Here is a 23,582-nt window from a genome sequence, read left to right as displayed (position 1 = left end):
CCGGCGATCAGGCCAAGAACGACGCTTTTTTGGACGCCATCGACCGGACGGCCATTTTGGAAACCGTCCGAACCGGCGCCAGTGGCATCGGGCGCGGTGAGCGAATTTTGCGCGTTTGAGTCCCTGATTCCGTGGGTTTTGACCCATTCAACATTTTTAAGGAGAAGGAATGAAAGTTTTCTACGACAAAGACTGTGACCTCAGCCTCATCAAAGGCAAAACGGTTGCCATCATCGGCTACGGTTCTCAGGGTCATGCCCATGCCCAAAACCTCAATGACAGCGGCGTCAAGGTCGTTGTCGGCCTGCGCAAGGGCGGCGCCTCGTGGGACAAGGTGGGCAAGGCCGGCCTCACGGTGCTCGAAGTGAACGAAGCCGTCAAGTCGGCGGACGTGGTCATGATCCTGTTGCCCGACGAGCAAATCGCCGAGGTCTACAAGAACAATGTCGAACCCCACATCCGGCAGGGTGCGTCCTTGGCATTCGCCCACGGCTTCAACATCCATTACAACCAGGTCGTTCCCCGCGCCGATCTCGACGTTTGGATGGTGGCTCCGAAGGCGCCCGGGCACACGGTTCGCAGCACCTACACGCAAGGTGGCGGGGTGCCGCACCTGATTGCGGTGCATCAGGATCGTTCCGGGAAGGCTCGCGATTTGGCGCTCTCCTACGCCATGGCCAATGGCGGCGGCAAGGCGGGCATCATCGAGACCACCTTCAAGGAAGAGACCGAGACCGATTTGTTCGGCGAGCAGGCCGTGCTGTGCGGCGGCGCGGTGGAATTGGTCAAGATGGGGTTCGAGACCCTCGTCGAGGCGGGTTACGCGCCCGAGATGGCCTACTTCGAATGCCTGCACGAGCTCAAGCTCATCGTTGACCTGATCTACGAAGGCGGCATTGCCAACATGAACTACTCGATCTCCAACAATGCGGAGTTTGGCGAGTACGTGACCGGCCCCGAAGTGATCAATGAGGAGTCGCGCAAGGCCATGCGCAATGCCTTGAAGCGCATCCAGAACGGTGACTATGCCAAGATGTTCATTCAAGAGGGTCGACTGAACTACCCGAGCATGACCGCCCGTCGCCGCATCACGGCGGAGCACCCGATCGAGGTCGTGGGCGCGCAGTTGCGAGCCATGATGCCCTGGATCGCGAAGAACAAGCTTGTGGATCAGAGCCGGAACTGAGCGGATTCACCGCTACTCCTCAGGGCCACCTCGGTGGCCCTTTTTATTGGAGCCTCGGCGCCCCAGCCCGGGGCGTACACTTCGCTACCAGTGCTGTCAGGTGTAGTGCTGGCCGTTGCGCGCTTGCGCCCGGGCCAGGTTGGCCGAAAAGCTTGAAAGCGCAGCCTCTCGGCTGCTCGAATGAAACGACGTTGGACGACGAACGATATGCATGACGGAAACGAGGCGGACGGTACGACACCCGGTGTCGCCGTTCGCAAACGTCGCAAGGGTATTTACATCCTTCCGAACCTGTTTACCTTGGCCGCCCTGTTCGGGGGCTTTTATGCGATCGTGATGGCCATGAACGGCCGTTTCGATGCCGCAGCTACGGGCGTATTTGCCGCCATGGTGCTCGACAGCCTGGATGGCCGTGTCGCGCGAATGACCAACACCCAAAGCGCGTTTGGTGAACAGATGGACTCTTTGTCGGATATGGTGTCCTTCGGGGCTGCGCCGGCCTTGATCGCCTATGAATGGGCCTTGCGCGGTTTGGGACGTTGGGGCTGGATCGCGGGTTTCGTCTACTGCGCGTGCGCGGCCCTGCGCTTGGCGCGCTTCAACGTCAACACCAGCGTGGTGGATAAGCGCTATTTCCAGGGCCTGCCATCGCCGGCGGCGGCGGCGCTGGTCATGGGCTTCATTTGGGTCGCCAACGATGCCGGGTTTCAAGGCGCGGAGCTGGCCTGGCCCATGTTCGCCGTGGCGCTGTACGCCGGCTTGCCCATGGTCACGAATGTGCCCTTCTACAGCTTCAAGGATGTGAAACTCAAGCAAACGGTTCCGTTCGTAGCGGTGGTCGCCATTGCGTTGGGGATCGCCGTGATCAACATCCATCCACCGGCTGTGCTCTTTTCCTTGTTTGTGGTCTACGGGTTCAGCGGGTACGTGGTCTATGCCTGGCGTCGCTGGCATGGGCAGCCGACCAGTGTCATCAGCACGTCGACAGATGAGCCCGACGAGCGGGGGCTGCATCATTGACGGTGGGCTGTGATACAGTGCATTGCATGAACTTCGCGTTTCCGCTGCTGCTACTTCGACTGTCCGACGGGCGGGGTAGCTAGCGTTCGCGCTTGATTCTCAAAAGGCCCGTTTGCCTCCGCAGCGGGCCTTTTGCTTTGACCTCGGTTTTTCGTTGCGGTTTCGAGTTTTCCCAGGAGTTCCGACATGGCTGACAAGCTGATCATCTTCGACACCACTTTGCGCGACGGCGAACAATCGCCCGGCGCCTCCATGACCCGTGACGAAAAGCTGCGGATCGCGCGTCAACTGGAGCGACTCAAAGTGGACGTAATCGAGGCTGGCTTTGCTGCCAGTTCCAATGGGGACTTTGAGGCCGTGAAGGCGGTCGCGGACGCGATCAAGGATTCGACCGTCTGCTCGCTGGCGCGTGCGAACGATCGGGACATCTCCCGAGCCGCCGAGGCGCTCAAGGGGGCCAATCGTGCGCGCATTCATACCTTCATCGCGACGTCTCCGGTTCATATGGAGATGAAGTTGCGCATGACCCCAGACCAGGTGTTCGAACAGGCCAAGCTCGCGGTACGTTATGCGCGCAACTTGGTCGAAGACGTGGAGTTCAGCCCTGAGGATGGCTACCGCAGCGACGTCGACTTTCTTTGCCGGGTGATCGAAGCGGTGATTGATGAAGGAGCGACGACGATCAACGTTCCGGATACGGTCGGCTACGCCGTGCCGGAGCTCTATGGCAATTTCATCCGCACGCTGCGTGAGCGCATTCCGAACTCCGATAAGGCGATCTGGTCGGTCCATTGCCACAATGACCTGGGGATGGCGGTCGCCAACTCGCTCGCCGGGGTCAAAATCGGCGGGGCGCGCCAGGTCGAATGCACGATCAATGGCTTGGGCGAACGGGCGGGTAACTGCGCACTCGAAGAAGTGGTCATGGCGGTCAAGACGCGGCGCGACTATTTCGGGCTCGACGTGGGCGTCGACACCCGGCACATCGTCGCAGCGAGCCGCATGGTGAGTCAGATTACGGGTTTTCCGGTTCAGCCGAACAAGGCCGTGGTGGGCGCGAACGCGTTCGCCCACGCCTCGGGCATCCACCAGGACGGGGTGCTCAAGGCGCGCGACACTTACGAAATCATGCGGGCCGAGGATGTGGGCTGGAGTGCCAACAAGATCGTCTTGGGCAAGCTCAGCGGGCGGAACGCCTTCAAACAGCGACTTCAAGAGCTGGGCGTGGCCTTGGAGAGCGAGGCGGAGATCAACGCGGCGTTTGCCCGATTCAAGGAACTGGCCGACCGCAAGAGTGAGATCTTCGACGAGGACATTTTGGCGCTGGTCAGCGAAGAGCGCCATGCCCAGGAGCACGATCGCTACGCGTTTGTTTCCTTGGCTCAGCACAGCGAGACCGGAGAGCGCCCGCATGCGGTGATCGTCTTTTCCGAGGACGGCCACGAGGTCCGGGCGGAATCCGACGGCAACGGACCGGTCGATGCTTCGCTCAAGGCGATCGAGTCCCATGTGCAAAGCGGTGCCGAAGTCGTTTTGTATTCGGTCAACGCCATCAGCGGCTCGACCGAAAGCCAGGGGGAAGTGACGATTCGCCTGCAGAGCAGCGGCCGTATCGTCAACGGCGTTGGGGCCGACCCGGACATCGTGGTGGCTTCTGCCAAAGCGTACCTCAACGCACTCAACAAGCTCAGCAGCAAGGCCGAGCGTGTCGCCGCGCAAGGCTGAGCCTAGCCTGATCGCTCGCCAGCTACTTCGCGGTTCGCTGCGGGGGGCGAGTGCCATGTCGGGGTGTGATCGGCGCCTCAACGAACCAGGCACCCCTGGTTTTCACAAGGCGCCTCATCAAATCATCGCAAGCTATTGAGGGTTCGCGTGTTTTTGTGTTTCAATCGGACCATGGAGTTGGCATCACCGCTTTGATGCTTCGATCGGTGGCTCGGTCCGTCGCTGATTCTTCCTTGAATGCACTATGTTCCGTCGCTCTGTCTCCCTCATCGTGATTCTCCTGTCGGCTGTTTTCGTGCAGTCGCCTGCGGCAGCGTCGGTGCCCCGCGGGGGCGTTACGGCGGCGAAAAAGACGGCCGAGCCGCCGCGCGTCCGCAAAGCGACGACGGCTCGAAATACACGGGCCGGGGTTCGTAAACACGCGGCGCGGCCGGTGCGAACCGCTGCAGCGGTCGTTCCTGCTCGGCCTTCGTTTGGGGCGCTCGCGGGGCTACATGAGGTTCGCGACCCGCTCGATTTGCGCTCCAGCGTGGCTTTGGTCGTCGATCAGGATACGAACGAGGTCTTGCTGAGCAAAAACGAGCAGGCCGTCTTGCCGATCGCGTCGATCACCAAGCTGATGACCGGTCTGATCATCAGCGAGGCTCAGTTGCCGATGGACGAGAAGATCACCATCACGCAAGACGATGTCGATACGGAAAAAGGCAGCCGTTCGCGGCTCGCTGTTGGCACTGAGCTCACACGCGGTGAACTGCTGCATTTGGCACTGATGTCGAGCGAGAACCGCGCGGCGCACGCCTTGGGTCGGACCTTCCCCGGAGGGCTTTCGGTGTTTGTGGCCCGAATGAATGAGCGGGCCAAAGCGTTGGGTATGCGCGATACCCGTTATGTCGAGCCGACCGGGCTGTCGAGCCAAAACCAGTCGAGCGCCCGAGATCTGGCCACGCTCGTCGCGGCCGCATCGCACGACGCACGTCTGCGCGAACTGACCACATCTCCGGGTTACGAGGTGGCCGTTGGGAACCGGCTGCTGCAGTTCAACAACACGAATCGGCTCGTCAAGAGTCCGGTATGGGAGATTGGCCTGCAGAAGACGGGCTATATCTCGGAGGCTGGCCAATGTCTCGTCATGCAGGCCAAGGTGGCGGGCCGCAAGCTCATCATGGTGTTTCTCGATTCGGCGGGTAAATTGAGCCGCATCGCCGATGCCGAGCGGGTTCGCCGCTGGGTCGAGGCTCAGCATCCCGCACCAACGGCGGCGCGTGGTGGCGCAACCGGCGCTGCGCGGGGTTGATCGGCGGCGTGGAAGCACCCCGCTGTCTTCAGCGCCGAGGAGGCGTGTAGCCCAAGGCCTCTGAGATTCGCGCAGCGGTGGCTTCGAGCTTGGGGATCCAGCCTTCGTCGAGGCGCTCGGCGGGTGCCGAAATCGAAAGTCCGGCGACCAGTTGGCCTTGATCGTTGCGGATGCCTGCGGCAATGCAGCGCACGCCAGGTTCGAGTTCCTCGTTGTCCCGGGCCAGCCCGCACTGGCGAACGCGGTTGAGGTCGCGCTCGAGATCGTTGATGCGGGTGATGCTGTTGCTGGTGTGCCCGGCAAGGCCGGTGCGGGTGGCGTACGCGCGGACCCGTTGCGGGTCGTCTTCGGCGAGGAACAGCTTTCCGACCGAGGTCAGATGCAAGGGCGCTCGCGCGCCAATGGCACGGACGACCTGCATCCCGGATCGCTCGCTGTAGGCACGCTCGACGTAGACGATTTCGTCGCCTTGACGGATGCTGAGGTTGACGGGCTGCTGCGTGAGTTTGTGCAACTCGCGCATCGGTTCCAGCGCGGCTTCGCGCACGCTGAGACGACTTTTGACGCGGTTTCCCAGTTCGAGAAAGCGCATCCCCAGGCGATAGAAACCGGGTTCTGGGCGTTCGACAAACCCGCCCATGGCGAGGTCATTGAGGATGCGGTGGGCGGTTGACGCATGAAGGCCGGTTGCCGCGCTCAGGTCTTTGAGGCTCACCGGGCGCGAATGTTCGGCCAGTGCATCGATCAGCGCGAACATGCGCGCAATGACCTGGATGCTGGGTGACTTGTCGACGGGGGCGATTGCTGATTTCATGCGTTCATTCACGGAGAATTGAATTTTACGCAGTGAAATCTGGGCCGCCGGGTGTTCCGCGCTCAGGAGCGGACCCAGCGACCGTCGATCAAGCGCTCGTTCGGCCGAAACTGGGCCTTGTAGTTCATCTTTCGGCTCTCTGCGATCCAGTAGCCGAGGTAGACGAACGGGAGCCCGAGGCGGCGCGCATATTCGATCTGCCACAACACCGCATAAGTGCCGTAGCCGCGCTGGGGCTCCCTCGGGTCGTAAAAGGTGTAGACGGCCGAGAGGCCATCGTCCAGCAGGTCGATGATGCTGACGATGCGCAAGGCTCCGGCGACCTGCGTGTCCAAAGCCGGCTCTCGAAATTCGACCAGGCGCGATTCGACGCGGCTTTGCAGCAGGAATTGCTGATATTGGTCGATGCTGTCCTGATCCATGCCGCCGCCTGCGTGTCGAGCCGCTTGATACTCGAGGTAGAGCCGGTAATGGTCGGGCTGAAACGCCAAGGGTTCGGGGTGCGCTTCGAGATGCTGGAGGCGTTTTCGGGTGCGCCTTTGGCTTCGACTGGGCTCGAAGGCGGAAACGGGGATGCGGATCGGTACGCAGGCGCGGCACTCGTCGCAATATGGCCGGTAGGTAAAGATGCCACTGCGGCGGAAACCCTGTTGAACCAATTGGGAATAGATCCCGCGGTCGACCAGGTGGCTGGGCGTCGCGACTTGGGAGCGGGCGATGCGCCCCTCGAGGTAACTGCACTCGTAGGTCGAGGTGGCGTAAAACTGAAGCGCCTGAGGGGGCAGGTCTTTGAGGTGCGTCACGGCTGGGTTTCAGCGGAAGCGAGCAGTGTTTGCCAGTATACGGGTCGGAACGTCCAGCTTGGAGGGGGTAGGGGTGTGAGCGCGCGGATGCGATTGAGGAAGTCCGAGCGTGCGATTTCGCGCGCGCCGAGGGAGGCCAGATGACGGGTGTTTTGCTGACAGTCGATCAGCGGGAGATTTTCGGCGCGGCAAAACGCGACCAAGGCGCTCAGCGCGATCTTGGAGGCGTCCGTGGCGCGGGCGAACATGGATTCGCCGAAGACGGCGCGGCCGATGCTGACGCAATAGAGCCCGCCGACCAGTGCACCATCGATCCAGGTCTCGACGCTGTGGGCATACCCGTGTGCATGAAGGCGCTGGTAAGCGGCCCTCATGTCGGACGTGATCCAGGTTCCTGCTTGGCCGATCCGGGGCGCCAGGGCGCAGGCTTCGATGACTTGGTCGAAGGCGCTGTCGAAGCGGATGGCGCAGCCTTGGCGCGCGGTGAACCGAAGCAACGTCTTGCGTAGGGATCGGTGCAGGCGGAAATCCACCACATCGAGCACCATGCGGGGGTCGGGGCTCCACCAGAGGATGGGCTGGTCATCGGCGTACCACGGGAAAATTCCGCTCGAGTAGGCGAGCAAAAGGGTGGGCATATCGAGCGCGCCACCCGCGGCCAGTAATCCCGGCGCGGGCGTTTCGGGTCCCCAGGCGGATTCGACTGGGGGAAAGGGCTCGCCGGGTCGCAGGAGGGGCAGGCGTCGCATGCGCGTCAGGTTCGTGAGGGGTGCAGTCGGGTAAGCAAAGCCCGGAACGGGGCGAGTATGCCGTGGCTGGCGCGCGGGATGTCTCGCTGCGATGTGGCCCCATGGATGTCGGAATCACGCGCAATAAAAAAGCCAGCAGAGTTGCTGGCTTTTTGTTGACTTGGCTCCCCGACCTGGGCTCGAACCAGGGACCTACGGATTAACAGTCCGGCGCTCTACCGACTGAGCTATCGGGGAACAGAAGGAAATTATAGCGTCAAAATTTGGCGGATTCGGCCGCTGGCCGAGGATTTTTCAAAAACGTGCGCTTAGCCCGAAGCGGGCGGTGCGCGCCGCGCCGGGATAGAGGTAGACATGGCCATACTGGAACGGAGATTCCTTCCAATAGCGTCGGTCGAACAGATTGTCGATGCCTGCCGTCCAGGTGAGCAGCGTGGTTCCCGCTCGGGTTTGGTAGCGCAGGCTGGCGTCGACCGTGGTCCAGCCCGGCAGGGTCATCGAGCCGTCGGGCAGCACTTGGCGCGGGCCTTCGTGCGCAAGCAACGCGGCAAGGCTCAGGCCCGGCACTTCAGCGGCTTGCCAACTTGCCTGGGCGCGCAACACGGCGCGCGGCACGTTGGTGGGCCGCTGCCCGTTGGTTTCGGGTTCGATCAGACTGCCTTCGCGTCGGGCGTCGAGCAGGGTAGCGCTTGCGCCCAGCTGCCACGGGCCATGTTTCCAGTGGGCCGAGGCTTCGACGCCGCGGTGGATGGCCTCGCCGTCATACTGGCCCAAGCAAGGCGAGAGGCCCAGGCGGGCGCAGGCGTCCAGGTTGCTCATCGGGCGCTGAATGCGGAAGAGGGCGATCTGCCACCCGAGCGCTCCCTCGCGCTCTTCGCCGCCTTTGAGTCCGGCTTCCCATTGGCGCGACTTCAGCGCCGGCAGCGCCTGCCCAGCGTTGAGATACTGGGAGGGCTTGTTCGGGACGACCTGAGACTCCACCCCCTCGCCGTAGCTGGCATATGCCTGCAGCGCCGGCGTGAGGCGGTAGGACAAAGCGAACCATGGGGTCGTGATGCCCTGCGTGTAATGTGTGGCGCGTCGGCCATCGGTGCGGATGCTGTCGCGCGAAAGCCGGGTGTGGCGCAGTCCCAGCCAAAGCGTGGCGCGCGGGCTGAACCGCATCGTGTCGGTGAGTGCGAACTCCAAGCTGCGCTCGTCCCGGTTGGTGTTGGGGTCGGCGGGCGTGGGGGCGGGCGGGACGACACTCAGGCCATCCACCGTGCCGGTGCCGACCCAGTTGTAGGCCTGGGGCTGGAAATGGTTGCGCAACTGGCTGGCCAGCAGCCCGAAGCCCAGCTCGTGGGTGATGCCTCCCCAGGCAACGGTGCCCCGCAGGTCGGCGCGTGCGGCTTGCTGCGTTCGGTATTCGTCCTCGCTGCGGTAGTCATAGAGGTCGAAGCTGCCGTCGCTGCAGAATCGGTCGTAGCGGTTCTCGGCGCTGCAGCCAAAGGCATAGGCGATGCGGTCGTTGCTTTTGAGGCGCTGGCTGCCGAGCTGGGCGGACCAGCGCCAATCGGCATCGATTTGCTGGGTCAGGCGCACGCTCCCAGTCAAGGCTTGAAAGTCCGATGGTTGCGACCAGGGCTGATTGTTCAGGTTCAGGCGCGGGTCGACCGGGGGAGGCAGTCGGTCGCCCAGCAAACTGAATGCCTGCTGGCTCGGCTGGTGCTTGCGGCTGGCTTCGACTTCGGCTTCGACCAGCGTGTCGGCATTGGCCCGCCAGTCGAGCGCGAGTGCGGCCAGGTTGCGATTGCCGTCGAGGTTGCGCGTGAGGGGCCGCAGCGACTCGGTGGCGAGGTTGAGCCGGTAGCCATAAGCGTCTTGCGGGCCGAAACGCCCGCCGAGATCGACCGCGGCGAGCAGGCTGCGCCGCTCGGTGAACTGCAGGCGCGCTTCGCGCAGCGTTTCGTCGGTCGGGCGCTTGACAACGTAGTTGACCAAGCCACCCGGCGCACTGACCCCGGCTTGCAGCCCGCTCGTGCCTTTGAGAATTTCGACCCGCTCTTTGTTGTCGAGCGGGATCGTGGTCTCGGCGCTGATTGGCAGGCCTTCGCGCCGGTAGTTGGTGCGGTTGTCGATGACGAAGCCGCGGACGGTCAGGAAGTCCCAGTAGCCGGGCGCGTTGTAGGCGTCGGACACTGAGGCATCGAGCCGCGTGAGGTCGGCCAGACGCTGTGCGCCCCAAAGATCGATGGCCTCGCGGTCAATGACTTGCGCCGACAGCGGCAGTTCGCGCAATGGCCATGCGCCGAAGCCGGTGACATCGGCCGCTGGCGCGGGGCGCGGCGCGCTCACGGTGACGGGCGCGAGTGTCGCTGCGGGTGGCTCAGTCTGTGCCAGTGCGGCTTGCGCTGCAAGAACGATAGCAGACAAAGACCAGTTTGCGCTGGCGAACTGGCGATTTCTTGGAGATTTTGGCTGGAGAGACGCCATCACGTTTCCTTCAACGTTATGGCAGGTCGGCGTCGCTGGTGTGGCCGTGTGGCACGCCGTGCGGCGTGTGGGCCATAGAGCTTGCTTCCCTGCGCGAGGATTACCTCAATCAGGTTCAAAGGGACTTTCTCAGTCGCGGCCGGGCTGGCCGCAACACCCCTAGCGAATGCACCCTCAACGGGAGCGAACGTGATTGTACGGGCACCTTCAGGGGCACCTCTCGTGGTGTGGGCACGCCTTGCCGCAGGGTCGCCAGAAAAAACAAAAAGCCCGCGCTCGGCGGGCTTTGGAAGCGGCTGCAAGTCTTCAGTCAAACACCGGTGTCTCGACCCCCAGCACCTTGTGCAGTTTGGGGCTGGTCGTGGTGTATTGCAGAAAGACCTTTTTCTCGGGGAAGACGAAAGGCACGGCGCCGAAGGCGGCCAAGGCGCATTCGTGGAAGCCCGAGAGGATGAGCTTTTTCTTGCCGGGGTAGGTGTTGATGTCGCCGACGGCGAAGATGCCGGGGATGTTGGTCGAGAACTTTTCGGTGTCGACGACGATTTGCTTGCGGTCGATTTCCAGGCCCCAGTCTGCGATGGGCCCCAGCTTGGGCGAGAGGCCGAAGAACACCAGCAGCATGTCGAGCGGCACGACGCGGGTGACACCGTCGGAGCCGGTGACTTTGACGGCGGTGAGACGGTCGTCCTTTTCCTCAAAGCCGGTGATTTGTCCGACGATGAACTGCATTTCATACTGGTCGCAGAGCTCGCGCATCTTGGCGACGCTGGCCGGAGCCGCCTTGAAGCCGTCGCGGCGATGGATCAGGATGACGCTTTCGGCCTTGTTGGGGCCGTCGGCGACGAAGTTGAGCGTCCAGTCGAGGGCGGAGTCGCCGCCGCCGGCAATCACGAGGTTTTTGCCGGCGAACATGGAGGGGTCGCGCACCCGGTAGAACAGTTGCTTGCCTTCGAATTTTTCGATGCCATCGACCTTGAGCGTGCGGGGCTCGAACGCACCGACGCCCGCGGCGATGAACACGGTCTTGGTCAAGAAGGTCGTGCCTTTGGACGTGGCGACGAAGAAGCGGCCGTCTTCCTGTTTTTGGACCGTGGTGACCGTTTGGCCGAAGTGGAACGTGGGCTCGAACGGCGCGATTTGTTTCAGCAGGTTATCGGTCAGCTCCTGCCCGGTGTAGACCGGGACGGCGGGGATGTCGTAGATGGGCTTGTCCGGGTAGAGCTCGACGGGCTGGCCGCCCGGATAGTTGAGCGAGTCGACGACATGGGCCTTGATTTCGAGCAGCCCGAGCTCGAAGACCTGAAAAAGTCCGACCGGACCGGCACCGACGATCACGGCATCGGTCTCGATCGGGCCGGAATGGGCCGCGGCCGTCTCGGCCACGTTGGGGGCGATGTTGGGTTCCATGGGCGGGCCGTTTCGGAGAGTCAGCGGACGAGGTATTGGAGCTTGCCGGTTTTGTCTTTCCAGGCTTCGGCATCGGGCAGCGGCGCTTTGCGCTTGGTGATGCTCTTCCAGGTTGGCAGCTTGGAGAGTTCAGCGTTGATCTTCGTCATGTGGACCTGATCTTTGGGCAGGTCTTCCTCGGCGAAGATCGCGTTCACCGGGCACTCGGGAATGCACACCGCGCAGTCGATGCACTCGTCCGGGTCGATCGCCAGAAAGTTGGGCCCTTCGCGGAAGCAGTCCACGGGGCAAACGTCGACGCAATCGGTGTACTTGCAGTTGATGCAGGCTTCGGTGACAACGTGGGTCATGTTGAGAGATCTCGAGGGTGAATACGGCGCCGCGCAAGGGAAAGCGGAAAGACGCACATTTTATCGGGCGGGCTGCGGACGCACCCCGAATTGTCCGGGAGACCCTAGCGGGCATCCTTGATTTACATCATTGTCCCGCTCGTGCCGGAAGCGGGCGCGAACCGCAACGCCGAGCAAGACGGTTCCCCAGCGAGCACCGCCGCGGCGGTGTGATGCGTCGCCGTATCGACCAGGATCAGCGCGCCCAGCGTGCGGCTGCGCGCGTAGGGACGGATGGGCAGCGCTTGTTGGACTTGAAGCACCACATTCCCGATTTCATTGGCGTGCAAGGCGTGCGCCGCTTGTGGCTGCAAGGTTTGAATGTCGAGGCACTGGCGCACTTCGCGCACTTTGGCCTTGACCCAGCGATGCCCGTGCAGCGCCCAGTACAGACGCCCAGGCACCAAGGGCTCGACGTCCATCCAGGCAACCGTCGCCTCGATTTCCGAGCGCAGCGGGGTGTCTTGCGCGGCCGCCCCGTCGTCGACGAGGAGCCAGTCACCGCGCGAAATATCGAGCTCGCGGTCGAGAATCACGCCGGCACTGTGGCCGGCCGTGATGCCCGTGCTGGGCTGGCGGCGGGCGTCGAGCAGTTCGACGACCGTCGCGGTTTGCCCGCTCGGGAAGACCCGCACTGCCGTGCCGACTTGCAGGGTGCCTTCGGCCAGCCGACCCCAGAGGATGCGACGCCCACGATCCACGTGCGCGGCCTGGGCCATGGACTCGACCCATTGCACCGGAAAGGCCAAGGGTTCTGCGGGATCGGCCTCGCGGCAGGGGGCGGCTTCGAGGTGCTCACGCAGCGTGGGGCCCTGGTAGCCGCACCACTGCGGTTCGGGCGCGGGCGTGACGACGTTGTGTCCTTCCAGCGCCGAGATGGGGACGATGGCCGCGACGTCGAGTCGGGCCTGGGCGGCGAGGCGCTCGATGGCCGCCGAGATGGCTGGAAAAGCGGCTTCGGGCGCGTCGACGGCATCGAGCTTGTTGACCGCAAAGATCAGCGTTGGTACCCGCAACAGCCCGGCAAGCAAGGCATGGCGGCGCGTCTGGGGCAGCAGGTCGAGCTTGGCTTCCTGCCAGCGCAGCTTGAGCGCGTCGACGAGGATGACCGCGGCGTCGGCCTGGCTGGCTGCCGTGACCATGTTGCGGGTGTATTGCTCATGCCCCGGAGCGTCGCCCATGATGAACTTGCGGCGCGGCGTGGCGAAGTAGCGCCAGGCCACGTCGATGGTGATGCCTTGCTCACGCTCGGCGAGCAGGCCGTCGGTGAAGGCGGCCAGATCCATCGTGCCGCTGCGCTGCGCGCTCGCAAGCTGGTCGCGCAGCACGGCGCGGCTGTCGAGCAGCAGCCGCCCGATCAAGGTGCTTTTGCCGTCATCGACCGAGCCGCAGGTGATGAGGCGTAGGGCGCTTTGGGTGTCTTTTTGGCCGTACGCCGGCGTAAAACGGTCGTTGGTTGCTATCGATTGAGGAGTCATATCGGGTACTGCCCTTGCGTCAAAAATAGCCGTCTTTCTTGCGGCGCTCCATCGAGGCTTCGCTCGTCTGGTCGTCCATGCGCGTTGCGCCGCGTTCGCTGACTTCGGCCTCGAGGGTCTCGGCGATGATTTCCTCGGGGGTTCGTGCCTGGCTCTCGACCGGGCAGGTGCAGGTGATGTCGCCGACGGTGCGAAAGCGCACGGCGCGCTCTTCGACGATCTCCCCCGGCCGCGGCGGTGTCAGCGGGGTGACCGGCACGAGCAGGCCGCGTCGCTCGACGACCGGGCGCCGGTGGCTGTAGTAGAGCGAGGGCAGTGTGATGCCCTCGCGGGCGATGTATTGCCAGACGTCGAGCTCGGTCCAGTTCGAGATCGGGAAGACGCGGAAATGCTCGCCTGGGTGCAGCCGGGTATTGAACAGCGTCCAGAGCTCGGGCCGCTGAGCCTTGGGGTCCCACTGTCCGAAGCTGTCGCGGTGGCTGAAGATCCGCTCTTTGGCGCGGGCTTTTTCCTCGTCGCGTCGTGCGCCGCCGATGAGCGCATCGAAGCGGAACTCCTCGATGGCTTCGAGCAAGGTGACCGACTGGTGGGCGTTGCGGCTCTCATCGGGCCGGGCGAGCCGGACCGTGCCGCGTGCCATCGAGTCCTCCACACTCCGCACGATCAAACGCGCACCCAGTTCGGCCGCGCGCGTGTCACGCACGGCGAGAACTTCCGGGTAGTTGTGCCCGGTGTCGATCATCAAGAGCGGCCAGGGCAGCCGACCTCGGCCAAACGCCTTCTCGGCACAGCGCAACAGCACCAGCGAGTCCTTGCCGCCCGAGAACAAGAGCGCGGGCCGCTCGAAGGCTGCGGTGACCTCGCGCAGGAGGTAAATCGTCTCTTCCTCGAGTGCATCGAGGTGGTGTTGGGACAACGCCGCATTTGCGGCTGCGCGCAACGGCAGTTTCTCAATCGGGGCATTCACTTCGGGACTCCTTGAGCGTTGAGCGGCGTCACATGCAGGCCGCATTCCTTGACGTTTTCTTGCTCCCACCACCAGCGACCAGCGCGCAGGTCCTCGCCGAGCGCGACGGCCCGGGTGCAGGGCTCGCAGCCGATGCTGGGGTAGAAGTGGTCGTGCAACGCGTTGTAGTCGACCTCGTGCTCGGCGATGTAGCGCCAGACATCGCCCCAGGACCAGTCGGCCAACGGGTTGAACTTGAGCGCGGGGCCTCCCGGGACCTTGCCGTCGGCCTCGATGGGCAGGACACCCTGGCGCGACTCCGACTGCTCGCGTCTGAGGCCCGTGACCCAGGCACGGTGGCCGGCGAGGGCGCGGCCGAGCGGCTCGAGCTTGTGGACGGCGCAGCAGCGCTTGCGCGCGTCGATGCTGCGGTAGATCCCGTCGAGTCCTTGTTGCGCGACGAGCGCGTCGACCGCGTCGGCATCCGGCCGGTAAACCTTCAACGGCGCGTCTGGCCGACTGGCTTGGGCGCGCTGCGTGCGCTCGAGCAGGGCGAGCGTTTCCGCATGGAGACGGCCGGTATCGAGCACGAAGCCGGCGATGGGTAGTTCCAGGCGGTTGATGATGTGCAACACCACCATGTCCTCGGCGCCGAGACTGTTGGCCTGGACCGCCGGGGACTCCTGGGCGGCGCGGCGAATCAGCGCTTCGGTCGCGGCCAGCCGCTCGGCATAGCCGGCCTCAACTCGGGCATAGCGCTCGACGGCCGCCCGGCTCGAAGTGGCGACGGCCTGGGCTGCAGGTCTCGCTGTGTTCATGCGGCCTCCCGCAGCAGCCGCGCGTGCGGATGGAGGGCGTCCGCTTGATAAAACCCGCTGAACGCGTGGAGCGCGCGTTCGACGGTCGATGCGGCAACGGGGTGCGGAAACTGGGCCGAGCTGAATCCGCAGCGTCGCAGTTGCAGCACCTGGTCCACTCGAAGATCGCCAATGGCGCGGATGTCGCCTCGGAAGCCGCGGCGGCGGCGCAGCAGCCAGGCCTGGCTGTAGGCCCGGCCATCGGTCCATTGCGGGAACTCGAGCTCGATGCAGTGCACGCGATCGAGCGCCAGGCCCAAGACATCGTCGGTGTTGGAGAGTTTGACGCTATTTTGGCCGATAGCCAGCGTGAAATCAGCGTTTATTGCTATCAAAGTTGACATATTCCTGAAAGATCCGTCGGGGTGGGGCGAGCGGCTCAGACCGCCTCGGCCTGCCGCTGAGACCGGCGCGCCGTGTCTGCCGCGGCGCGGAAAGGCTCGAGGCCAAGACGCCGCACGGTGTCGATGAAGGCTTCGCCGGGCTTGCGGTGGTCGAGGTAGCTTTCGATCAGCGCCTCGATCGCATCGGGCACTTCAGACGCGGCGAAGGAGGGCCCGAGCACGCGCCCTGGGCCGGCCGGACCGGAGAGCCGGCTTCCGTCGGAGCCGCCGAGCGTGATCTGGTACCACTCTTGGCCGTCCTTGTCGACGCCCAGCACGCCGATGTGGCCGCTGTGGTGGTGGCCGCACGAGTTGATGCAGCCCGAAATGTGCAGGTCCAGTGCGCCGATGGCTTCGAGCTCGTCCACATCCTGCCAGCGTTGCAGCAGCGCTTCGGCCAGTGGCAGGGAGCGCGCGTTGGCCAAGGCGCAGTAATCGCCGCCGGGGCAGGCGATCAGGTCGGTCAGCAGACCGATCGTTGGCATCGCAAGTCCCAGCGCCCGCGCGGCGCGCCATAGTTCGAGCAGATCGTGCTCCTGCACCCACGGCAGCAACAGGTTCTGCTCGTGGGTGATGCGCGCCTCCGACGCACTGAAGCGCTCGGCCAGGTCGGCCGCGGCATCGAGTTGCTCGGCAGTGGCGTCTCCCGGTGCCAGTCCGGGCCGTTTGAAGTTCAGATGCACCGCCCGCCAGTGGGGCCAGCGGTGCGGATGTACGTTGCGGGCGCTTCCAGCGCTCGAAGGCGGCGGCTTCCTCCGGCCTTGGTTCGGGCAGCGGCTGGGCTTTGCGCTCGTGCAGTCCTGCAGGCGGCGCGAAGGCCAGGCGCATGCGCGCGAGGGCCTCGGGCGAGATCGTGTGCGGCGCACCGTCTTGCTCGACGATGGCCCGAAACTCGGCCTCGACTTCCTCGGCAAACCGTGCGCCCTCAGACTTCACCAGAACCTTGATTCGGGCCTTGTAGAGGTTGTCGCGGCGGCCCCAGCGGTTGTAGGTGCGCAAAACCGCCTCGAGGTAACTCAGGATGTGTTGCCAGGGAACGAACGGCGCGAGCACCGGTGCAATCATTGGCGTGCGGCCCATGCCGCCGCCGACGGCCACCCGAAAACCCAGTGCGTCGTCGCCGCTGCCGGCCCGCGGGTCGCGAACCAAGGTCAGGCCGAGGTCGTGCCAGCCGGTGGCGGCGCGATCCTCCTCCGAGCCACTGACGGCGATCTTGAACTTGCGCGGCAGATACGCGAACTCCGGGTGGAGCGTGCTCCACTGGCGGATCAACTCGCAAAACGGACGTGGATCGGCGACTTCGTCCACCGCAATGCCGGCGTACGCGTCACTCGTGATGTTGCGGATGCAATTGCCACTGGTCTGCACACCGTGCATGTCCACGGCGGCGAGCGCGTCGAGCACGTCGGCCGAGTCTTCGAGCGCAATCCAATTGAACTGCACGTTTTGGCGCGTGGTGAAGTGCGCGTAGCCGTAGCGCAGTCGACTCGGCGGTTCGAGGCGTGCTTGCGCTTCCTGGGCCGCGGCGAAACGCGCGGGTTCGGGCTGGTCGTAGTCACGGGCGATGCGGGCCAACGCACGCAATTGCCGCGCCGAAATCTCGCCATAAGGCACGGCGATCCGCAGCATCGGAGCATGGCGCTGCACATACCAGCCGTTTTGCAGACGCAGCGGTCGGAAGTCGTCGTCCGAAAGCTGCTCCGAGCGCCAGCGCTCGAGCTGTTCCCGGTACTGGGCGGCGCGCTGGCGGATCAGCGCGCGGTCGAAATCGTCGTATCGATACATGGTTCGGGAGTCAGTGAAGAATCAGTTTGCTGCCTGCCCACAGCAGCAGCAGCGACAGGACGGAGCGGCTCCAGCGCTCGCTGATGTGGATGACGCCGCGGCTTCCGAGCCAGATCCCGGGCAGCGATCCCGCCAGCAGCCAGAACAACATCGGCACGTCGACATTGCCCAGCGTGGCATGCCCCAGTCCGGCGACGAGCGTGAGCGGAACGGCATAGGCAATGTCGGCCGCGACGACCCGGCTCAGCGGCAAGCGGGGATAGAGGAAGAGAAGGGCGCTCACGCCGATCGCACCCGCGCCCACCGAGGTCAGCGTCACCAGGACTCCGATCAGCGCACCGAGCAACACCGGCAGGCTCCAGTGGCGCGGCCGCAGCGCCCCTGGCGGCAGCGGAGCATCGGCCGCTTCTGGCCGATGCGAACGAGCCGAACCCACCCAGGCCTTGTACAGCGTCGCGCCCGCGGTCAACAGCAGCGCCAGCCCGAGCAGCTGCAGAATCAGGTCTTGCACACCCGGGTGCGCAGGTCCCCAGGCTCGAATCAGCCACAGAGTGATGCCCGCCGCCGGCAGGCTGCCGAGGGCCAGGGCGCCGACGACGGGCCAGGGAACCCATCCCCGACGCATCATGGCCACCGTTCCGCCGAGCTTGGTGAAGGCGGCAAACAACAAATCGGTGCCGACCGCCAGCGCGGGGTGAATGCCGAAGCCGAAAATCAAGAGCGGCGTCATCAGCGACCCACCGCCCACCCCGGTGAGGCCAATGATCAAGCCGACGACCGCCCCCGACAGCCAGAAAGAAAGTGCGTCCATGCCCGCACTGTACGGCTGCCTTATGCCAAAACAAACGATTTGTTAGTTGGTTTTATATCAGTATCTGGCATAAAGGCCGGTGCCAAACCCGTTCTGCTCTCGCTGCGGCCCACCCGGGCCGCGCCTACAGGAAGCGCTCGATCAGCCGCCGCGAATGTCGGTCGAGTGCGTGCAGGTCGTCGATGATGAAATGCAAGCCATCCGCGCTCGTGATCATCAGGCGCGCCCGGTCGCCCGGCAGCCGCCGGATGTCCTCTTCGCCTTTGAGCTCGAAACGGGTCGGGCCGCGGTCGGTGTCGACTTGCCAGACGCTCGGTGTCGAGAAGGTCGAAACCGAAACCAGCCGCTGTATGGTCGGCATGAACTCGCGCTCGGCCAATTCGGCCTCGATCAGCGCCCGCGCCGGCTCGGGCAGCCGCTCGAGGCGGTCGAACCAGAGCAACTCATGGCCGTCGCATCCCACGAGCGAAATGCCTTCGCCGGGCGCCGTGATCGGAAATGCCCGCACCGGAACCACGCCAACGTGCGCCGTGCCGTTGGGCATCGTGCAGACCAGACGTCCACGCGGGTCGCGAGAGAGTTCAAAGGCCGCAAACGCCGAGTGAGCAGGAGTGGAAGTGTTCATGGAGCCACCGCTTCATGGGCAGAAGGTTGAGGAACGGCGTGCGCGATCAGCACGGCATCGTGATCGTCCTCGGCATCGTCTTCGGCGTCGGCTTTGCGCGCCTGGGCCTCCCAAAGCCGCCAGTAATGGCCTTGCGCGGCCAACAGCTCGTCGTGCGTTCCGATTTCGACGATTTCGCCCCGGTCCATCACCACGAGCCGGTCGGCCTTGCGCAAGGTCGACAGCCGGTGGGCAATCGCAATCGTGGTGCGCCCGCGCACGAGGTTATCGAGCGCCCGTTGGATCTCTTTCTCGGTCTCCGTATCGACGGCGGAAGTGGCCTCGTCCAGGATCAAGATTCGAGGGTCGATCAAGAGCGCGCGGGCGATGCTGATGCGCTGGCGCTCGCCGCCCGAGAGGCTTTGGCCGCGCTCACCCACGAGCGAGTCATAGCCGTGCGGCAGCCGAAGAATGAACTCGTGCGCATGGGCGGCCCGGGCCGCCGCGACGATTTCCTCGCGCGTGGCATCGGGCTTGCCGTAAGCAATGTTCTCCGCGATGGTGCCGAAGAATAGAAATGGCTCTTGCAAAACCAGCCCGATGTGGCGCCGGTAATCGGCCACCTTGAGCCGCCGCAGGTCGATGCCGTCGACCTGGATCGAACCCTCGGTCACGTCATAAAACCGGCAGATCAGATTGACCAGCGTGCTTTTGCCCGAGCCGCTGTGGCCCACGAGGCCAACCATCTCGCCGGCTTTGAGTTCGAGGTTGAGGTTGCGGATCACCGTGCGGCTTCCGTAGCGGAACCCCACCCGGTGCATCGTCAGCTGCCCCCGGAGCCCAGCCGGGGGCAGCGGCAGCGGATCCACCGGCTCAGGCACGTTCGAGACATGGTCGAGGATGTCAAAAATACGCTTGGCCCCGGCAGCCGCTTTCTGCGTGACGGAGACGATGCGGCTCATCGAATCGAGCCGCCCGTAAAACCGCCCGATGTAGGCCAGGAATGCCGACAGCACCCCCACCGTCACTTCGCCGCGGCTGACCTGCCAGATGCCAAACCCCCACACGACGAGTAAGCCGATGTCGGTCAACAGCGTCACCGTCGGCGTAAAGAGACTCCAGGTTTTGTTGAGTCGGTCATTCACCGCCAGGTTGAGCTGGTTCGCTTCGCGGAAGCGCCGCGCTTCTCGCGCCTCCTGGGCGAAGGCCTTGACCACGCGGATGCCGGGTATCGTGTCGGCGAGTACGTTCGTGACTTCGCCCCAGACCCGGTCGATCTTCTCGAAACCGGTCCGCAGCCGGTCGCGCACCAAATGGATCATCCAGGCGATGAACGGCAGCGGCAACAAAGTCACCAGCGCCAGCCAAGGGTGGATCGACAACAGAATCGCCGCTGTCATCAACAGCATCAGCACGTCAGCGGCAAAGTCCAGTGCATGCAGCGACAAAAAGACGGAAATCCGGTCGGTTTCACTGCCCACACGGGCCATCAGATCGCCGGTGCGTTTGGCGCCGAAATAGTCGAGCGAGAGTCCCAGCAAATGTTCGAACGTCGTCGTTCTTAGATCGGCTGCGATGCGCTCGGAGACCAGGGCCAGCAGCCAGGTACGCGCCCAGCCCAAGGCCCAAGCGAGCAGCGCGGCCCCCAACAGCCCAGCGAGCAACAGCAAGACATAAGACGGGTCGATGCGCTGGCCGTTTTGGAACGGAATCAGCACCTCGTCCATCAGCGGGATCGTCAGGTAAGGGGGCACCAGCGTGGCGGCGGTCGACCCCAGCATCAAGAGGAAACCCAACAACAGCTGCCACCGATAGGGGCGCGCAAACCGCCAAAGACGAAGCAGCACCCAGGTCGAAGGCGGTGTATTGCTCTCGCGGGCGCAGTTCGGACATTCCTCTGCGTCCGGAGGAATCGGCGCATGACAGATGGGGCAAGCCGCCCCGGCTGCCGCGTCCAGGGCGGCTTGCGCGCCGTCACGAACGACCCGCTGGAAGGCGCGCAGCAGCGTTTGGGCCTGGGCCGCATGCCGCAGCGTGTAGTGCCAGCGCGCGATACGCTGCGAACCGTCGACCAGTTCGAGCGTCCCGATGCCTGCGTGGTCAGACTGTTCGAGGCTCATGCCTGAGTGCAGCGGATAGCTGCGCCAGACCGGGTCGGCCGCGCCGCCGTGCGAGAGCAGCCGGCGGTCGGTGAGAATCAGACGGCCTTCTTCAAATCGGAGTTGCTCGCTGAGGTCAACCGAAAACGTGGCCAGAACGTTCTCATTCGGATCGAGTGGTGGGTTCAGGGCGGGCGCGGCCTGTGGCGGTGCTTGGTCCGGGGTCGATGGCATGGATCGGAAAAGAGTGGCGCGGACGCGAAAAGGCGCGTCGCTGATGCGTGTAATTGTTGCTCAACGCATGAGGCCCCCCATTCGCTGACAAGGACAACGCTGAACAAGTCCCTCGCGCGCCGCGCATCCCGGCTGCGGGCGGTCTGCGTCGTTGCAAATCCTCGCCATAGCTTCGGCTAAGGCTGCGGTTTGCGCCTCGCATCCCATCCCGCCGCCGGGCGCGCACCATTGCGGGAACTGATTCAGCGTTGCCCAAGGCCATGATGTGGCGTGGCATATTCGAAGGCGGACGGCTACCGACGGTTGCTCATGAACTTTCAAGATCAGGAAATCAAAATACGACGGGCGCAGTTCCTGCGGGGGCCCAACGTCTGGACCTACCGGTCTGTGATGGAGGTGTGGCTCGACCTGGGCGCGCTCGAGGACTATCCCTCGAACCAAATTCCCGGACTGATACCGCGCTTGCGCGAATGGCTCCCTGCGCTCGAAGAGCACCACTGCGGCGTGGGTGAGCGGGGCGGCTTCCTGCAGCGGCTCGAAGAGGGCACCTGGGCGGGGCATGTGCTCGAGCATGTCGTCATCGAACTCCTCAACCTCGCGGGCATGCCCACCGGTTTCGGCCAGACGCGCAGCACTTCGCAGCGCGGCGTCTACCGAATGGTTTTCCGCGCGCGCGACGAAAAAATCGGCCGCGTGGCGCTGGCTCAGGGCCACGCCCTGCTCACTGCCGCGATACAAGGCCGCTCTTTCGATGTCGCCGAGGCTGTGCGTGTCTTGCGCGATGCGATCGACGACTGCTATCTCGGCCCGTCAACCGCCAGCATCGTCTCGGCGGCCACCGACCGCGGCATTCCCCACATCCGCCTCAACGACGGTAACCTCGTGCAGCTGGGCTATGGCGCGCGTCAACGACGCATATGGACCGCCGAGACCGAAAAGACGAGCGCCATCGGCGAAGGCATTGCGGGCGACAAGGACCTGACCAAAACGCTGCTTCGCGCCTGTGGCGTTCCCGTCCCGCAGGGGCAGGTGGTTGCGAGTGCAGACGAAGCCTGGGAAGTCGCCCAGGATCTGGGCTTGCCCGTGGCAGTCAAGCCGGGCGACGGCAATCATGGGCGCGGTGTCACGCTCGATTTGAACCGTGAAGAGGACGTTCGCGCCGCTTTCGAGCTCGCACGCAAGCACGGGCGCGAGGTGCTGGTGGAGCGCTGCATTCCAGGCGATGAACATCGGCTGCTGGTGGTCGGGGGCCGGCTCGTCGCGGCCGCAAGGGGCGAAAGTGCCTGGATCGTCGGCGACGGCGTGCACACCGTGCGCGAATTGATCGATTTGCAGATCAACTCCGACCCCCGCCGGGGCACTACCGAGGCGCATCCGCTCAACCGGCTCGATCTGTCCGAAGACGACGTGATCCGGCTCGATCTCCAGCGACAGGGCTTACAGCCCGACAGCGTCGTGGAGGCCGGACGTCGTGTGCTGGTTCAACGCAACGGCAACGTGGCCATCGACTGCACCGACGAGGTTCACCCGGAGGTCGCCTTTCAAGCGGGCCTGGCGGCCCGTGCGGTCGGGCTCGATATCGCGGGCGTCGATCTGGTTTGCGAGGACGTCGGGCGACCCCTCGAGGCCCAAGGCGGCGCGATTGTCGAAGTCAACGCCGGTCCGGGCCTGCTGATGCATCTCAAGCCCGCCATCGGCAAACCCCGCCCCGTGGGCCAAGCCATCGTCGAGCATCTGTTCTCGGATGCCGAGGGCAGTCATCCGGGCCGAATTCCCATCGTTGGATTCTCCGGCACCCGCCACGGTGATCTCGCCGCGCGGTTGGCCGGTTGGCTGTTCCAGCTTGCCGGTCATCGTGTGGCTTCGGCAACTCCCAAAGGGTGCTACATCGCTGGCCGCCCCGTCGGCCTCGTGGCTCGGGATGATTGGGAGGCGGCGCAACGGCTGCTGATGAGTCGGGATACCGATCTGGCCGTGTTCTCCAGCCCGCCCGAGTTGATCCTCGACCATGGCTTGCCCTATGACCGCTGTGATGTGGGTGTCGTCACGGATATGGACGGTTGGGCGGCGCTGGCCCACCACGACATACACGCGCCCGAGCAGATGGTTCGGGTGCTGCGCACGCAAATGGACGTCGTGATGCGTGACGGCTTTGGGGTCCTCAACGCCGATGATGAACGGGTCGTGGGTCTTGGCGAATTCTGCGATGGAGCCGTCATTCTGTACGGGACCCAGACCGCAGCCGGCCGGCCACCGGCACTCGAGCAGCACGTCCGGGAGGGCGGGCGCGCCGCGGTGCTGCACGAGGGCGTGGTTCGCTGGATCGACGGCGCGAGTGAAGAGCTCGGGCCCAACTTGGCGGCATGGCTTGCGCAAAACGACCGGGTCGCGGAAGAGGGTTCCATTCAAGGACTACTCGCCGGCGTGACCGCAGCCTGGGCTGCGGGCATACCGACCGAGTTGATCCGCGCGGGCGTCGCGACCTTTACGTACTGAACCATCCGGAAAGCCCCCTCCTGGAGC

The 23,582-nt window shown here is 64.4% G+C and carries 18 protein-coding genes, 1 tRNA gene, 2 pseudogenes and 1 riboswitch; of the genes and pseudogenes, 6 read left to right on the top strand and 15 right to left on the bottom strand.

The features are described 5' to 3' along the window. From JHC36_RS07805 to JHC36_RS07785, 5 genes and pseudogenes are all read left to right on the top strand, one after another. A pseudogene (locus tag JHC36_RS07805) lies at window positions 1-119 on the top strand (acetolactate synthase small subunit); the annotation flags it as partial. Window positions 120-169: 50 nt separating this feature from the next. Then, window positions 170-1,186 carry a ketol-acid reductoisomerase gene (gene ilvC / locus JHC36_RS07800; protein WP_287917937.1) on the top strand — a complete coding sequence of 339 codons (1,017 nt, stop codon included), beginning with the start codon at window positions 170-172 and terminating at the stop codon, window positions 1,184-1,186. Between the two features lie 207 nt (window positions 1,187-1,393). After that, window positions 1,394-2,206, top strand: coding sequence for a CDP-diacylglycerol--serine O-phosphatidyltransferase (gene pssA, locus JHC36_RS07795; protein ID WP_287917944.1), 813 nt, complete (start codon window positions 1,394-1,396; stop codon window positions 2,204-2,206). Window positions 2,207-2,392: 186 nt separating this feature from the next. After that, entirely contained in the window at window positions 2,393-3,931 is a 1,539-nt protein-coding gene (locus JHC36_RS07790; RefSeq protein WP_124219332.1) for a 2-isopropylmalate synthase, read from the top strand. Window positions 3,932-4,175: 244 nt separating this feature from the next. Then, complete coding sequence (locus tag JHC36_RS07785) at window positions 4,176-5,225, top strand: serine hydrolase (protein WP_287917933.1); 1,050 nt, start codon at window positions 4,176-4,178, stop codon at window positions 5,223-5,225. A 28-nt stretch (window positions 5,226-5,253) separates the two neighbouring features. Here the strand turns inward: JHC36_RS07785 and JHC36_RS07780 are convergent, their stop codons facing one another. From JHC36_RS07780 to JHC36_RS07710, 15 genes and pseudogenes are all read right to left on the bottom strand, one after another. After that, the gene (locus JHC36_RS07780) at window positions 5,254-6,039 is read right to left on the bottom strand and encodes an IclR family transcriptional regulator (RefSeq protein ID WP_287917931.1); all 786 of its coding nucleotides are present in this window, start codon (window positions 6,037-6,039) and stop codon (window positions 5,254-5,256) included. A gap of 62 nt (window positions 6,040-6,101) precedes the next feature. Then, window positions 6,102-6,842 (bottom strand): arginyltransferase, encoded by a 741-nt coding sequence (locus JHC36_RS07775; protein WP_287917928.1) that lies wholly within the window; start codon window positions 6,840-6,842, stop codon window positions 6,102-6,104. Beyond that, window positions 6,839-7,591 carry a leucyl/phenylalanyl-tRNA--protein transferase gene (gene aat, locus JHC36_RS07770; RefSeq protein WP_287917925.1) on the bottom strand — a complete coding sequence of 251 codons (753 nt, stop codon included), beginning with the start codon at window positions 7,589-7,591 and terminating at the stop codon, window positions 6,839-6,841. Before aat ends, JHC36_RS07775 begins: the two co-directional genes overlap by 4 nt. 161 nt (window positions 7,592-7,752) lie before the next feature. Continuing rightward, window positions 7,753-7,828 (bottom strand) — tRNA-Asn (locus tag JHC36_RS07765). 57 nt (window positions 7,829-7,885) lie between these two features. Then, the gene (locus JHC36_RS07760) at window positions 7,886-10,006 is read right to left on the bottom strand and encodes a TonB-dependent siderophore receptor (RefSeq protein WP_287917922.1); all 2,121 of its coding nucleotides are present in this window, start codon (window positions 10,004-10,006) and stop codon (window positions 7,886-7,888) included. Window positions 10,007-10,135: 129 nt separating this feature from the next. Continuing rightward, a riboswitch (TPP riboswitch) is annotated at window positions 10,136-10,237 on the bottom strand. A 135-nt stretch (window positions 10,238-10,372) separates the two neighbouring features. After that, window positions 10,373-11,473 (bottom strand): NAD(P)/FAD-dependent oxidoreductase, encoded by a 1,101-nt coding sequence (locus tag JHC36_RS07755; RefSeq protein ID WP_124219319.1) that lies wholly within the window; start codon window positions 11,471-11,473, stop codon window positions 10,373-10,375. A 20-nt stretch (window positions 11,474-11,493) separates the two neighbouring features. After that, window positions 11,494-11,823, bottom strand: a complete 330-nt coding sequence (gene fdxA, locus JHC36_RS07750; protein ID WP_124219317.1) for a ferredoxin FdxA — start codon at window positions 11,821-11,823, stop codon at window positions 11,494-11,496. A 122-nt stretch (window positions 11,824-11,945) separates the two neighbouring features. Next, window positions 11,946-13,340, bottom strand: coding sequence for a sulfate adenylyltransferase subunit 1 (locus JHC36_RS07745; RefSeq protein WP_287917917.1), 1,395 nt, complete (start codon window positions 13,338-13,340; stop codon window positions 11,946-11,948). 19 nt (window positions 13,341-13,359) lie between these two features. Next, window positions 13,360-14,307: a sulfate adenylyltransferase subunit CysD gene (gene cysD / locus JHC36_RS07740; RefSeq protein WP_503006976.1), complete on the bottom strand. Its 948-nt coding sequence runs from the start codon at window positions 14,305-14,307 to the stop codon at window positions 13,360-13,362. Beyond that, window positions 14,304-15,104: a phosphoadenylyl-sulfate reductase gene (locus tag JHC36_RS07735; RefSeq protein WP_287917914.1), complete on the bottom strand. Its 801-nt coding sequence runs from the start codon at window positions 15,102-15,104 to the stop codon at window positions 14,304-14,306. The genes cysD and JHC36_RS07735 overlap by 4 nt, the downstream gene beginning before the upstream one ends. After that, window positions 15,101-15,487: a DUF934 domain-containing protein gene (locus JHC36_RS07730; protein ID WP_287917911.1), complete on the bottom strand. Its 387-nt coding sequence runs from the start codon at window positions 15,485-15,487 to the stop codon at window positions 15,101-15,103. Before JHC36_RS07730 ends, JHC36_RS07735 begins: the two co-directional genes overlap by 4 nt. A 35-nt stretch (window positions 15,488-15,522) precedes the next feature. Further along, window positions 15,523-17,311, bottom strand: a pseudogene (locus JHC36_RS07725) (nitrite/sulfite reductase). A 10-nt stretch (window positions 17,312-17,321) separates the two neighbouring features. Continuing rightward, on the bottom strand, window positions 17,322-18,122 hold the full coding sequence (locus tag JHC36_RS07720) for a sulfite exporter TauE/SafE family protein (protein WP_287917908.1): 801 nt from the start codon (window positions 18,120-18,122) through the stop codon (window positions 17,322-17,324). Window positions 18,123-18,246: 124 nt separating this feature from the next. Further along, complete coding sequence (locus tag JHC36_RS07715) at window positions 18,247-18,747, bottom strand: cyanophycin metabolism-associated DUF1854 family protein (protein WP_287917905.1); 501 nt, start codon at window positions 18,745-18,747, stop codon at window positions 18,247-18,249. After that, window positions 18,744-21,059, bottom strand: a complete 2,316-nt coding sequence (locus tag JHC36_RS07710; RefSeq protein ID WP_287917902.1) for a cyanophycin metabolism-associated ABC transporter — start codon at window positions 21,057-21,059, stop codon at window positions 18,744-18,746. The genes JHC36_RS07715 and JHC36_RS07710 overlap by 4 nt, the downstream gene beginning before the upstream one ends. A 309-nt stretch (window positions 21,060-21,368) precedes the next feature. On the opposite strand from JHC36_RS07710, the gene JHC36_RS07705 reads away from it, so the two are divergent. Further along, entirely contained in the window at window positions 21,369-23,555 is a 2,187-nt protein-coding gene (locus tag JHC36_RS07705) for a cyanophycin synthetase (protein ID WP_287917899.1), read from the top strand. Window positions 23,556-23,582 lie beyond the last annotated feature (27 nt).

Source organism: Tibeticola sp. (genome assembly GCF_022759015.1).
In the GTDB taxonomy this organism is placed as follows: Bacteria; Pseudomonadota; Gammaproteobacteria; order Burkholderiales; family Burkholderiaceae_C; genus Tibeticola; species Tibeticola sediminis.
The sequence above is the reverse complement of the archived record's forward strand: the minus strand, read 5'-3'. Positions and strand labels throughout refer to the sequence as shown.

Bases quoted from the DNA above. Each gene is read 5' to 3' on its own strand.
- ilvC (WP_287917937.1), top strand. From the start codon at position 170: ATGAAAGTTTTCTACGACAAAGACTGTGACCTCAGCCTCATCAAAGGC.
- pssA (WP_287917944.1), top strand. From the start codon at position 1,394: ATGCATGACGGAAACGAGGCGGACGGTACGACACCCGGTGTCGCCGTT.
- JHC36_RS07790 (WP_124219332.1), top strand. From the start codon at position 2,393: ATGGCTGACAAGCTGATCATCTTCGACACCACTTTGCGCGACGGCGAA.
- JHC36_RS07785 (WP_287917933.1), top strand. From the start codon at position 4,176: ATGTTCCGTCGCTCTGTCTCCCTCATCGTGATTCTCCTGTCGGCTGTT.
- JHC36_RS07780 (WP_287917931.1), bottom strand. From the start codon at position 6,039: ATGAAATCAGCAATCGCCCCCGTCGACAAGTCACCCAGCATCCAGGTC.
- aat (WP_287917925.1), bottom strand. From the start codon at position 7,591: ATGCGACGCCTGCCCCTCCTGCGACCCGGCGAGCCCTTTCCCCCAGTC.
- JHC36_RS07755 (WP_124219319.1), bottom strand. From the start codon at position 11,473: ATGGAACCCAACATCGCCCCCAACGTGGCCGAGACGGCCGCGGCCCAT.
- fdxA (WP_124219317.1), bottom strand. From the start codon at position 11,823: ATGACCCACGTTGTCACCGAAGCCTGCATCAACTGCAAGTACACCGAT.
- JHC36_RS07745 (WP_287917917.1), bottom strand. From the start codon at position 13,340: ATGACTCCTCAATCGATAGCAACCAACGACCGTTTTACGCCGGCGTAC.
- JHC36_RS07735 (WP_287917914.1), bottom strand. From the start codon at position 15,104: ATGAACACAGCGAGACCTGCAGCCCAGGCCGTCGCCACTTCGAGCCGG.
- JHC36_RS07730 (WP_287917911.1), bottom strand. From the start codon at position 15,487: ATGTCAACTTTGATAGCAATAAACGCTGATTTCACGCTGGCTATCGGC.
- JHC36_RS07720 (WP_287917908.1), bottom strand. From the start codon at position 18,122: ATGGACGCACTTTCTTTCTGGCTGTCGGGGGCGGTCGTCGGCTTGATC.
- JHC36_RS07715 (WP_287917905.1), bottom strand. From the start codon at position 18,747: ATGAACACTTCCACTCCTGCTCACTCGGCGTTTGCGGCCTTTGAACTC.
- JHC36_RS07710 (WP_287917902.1), bottom strand. From the start codon at position 21,059: ATGCCATCGACCCCGGACCAAGCACCGCCACAGGCCGCGCCCGCCCTG.
- JHC36_RS07705 (WP_287917899.1), top strand. From the start codon at position 21,369: ATGAACTTTCAAGATCAGGAAATCAAAATACGACGGGCGCAGTTCCTG.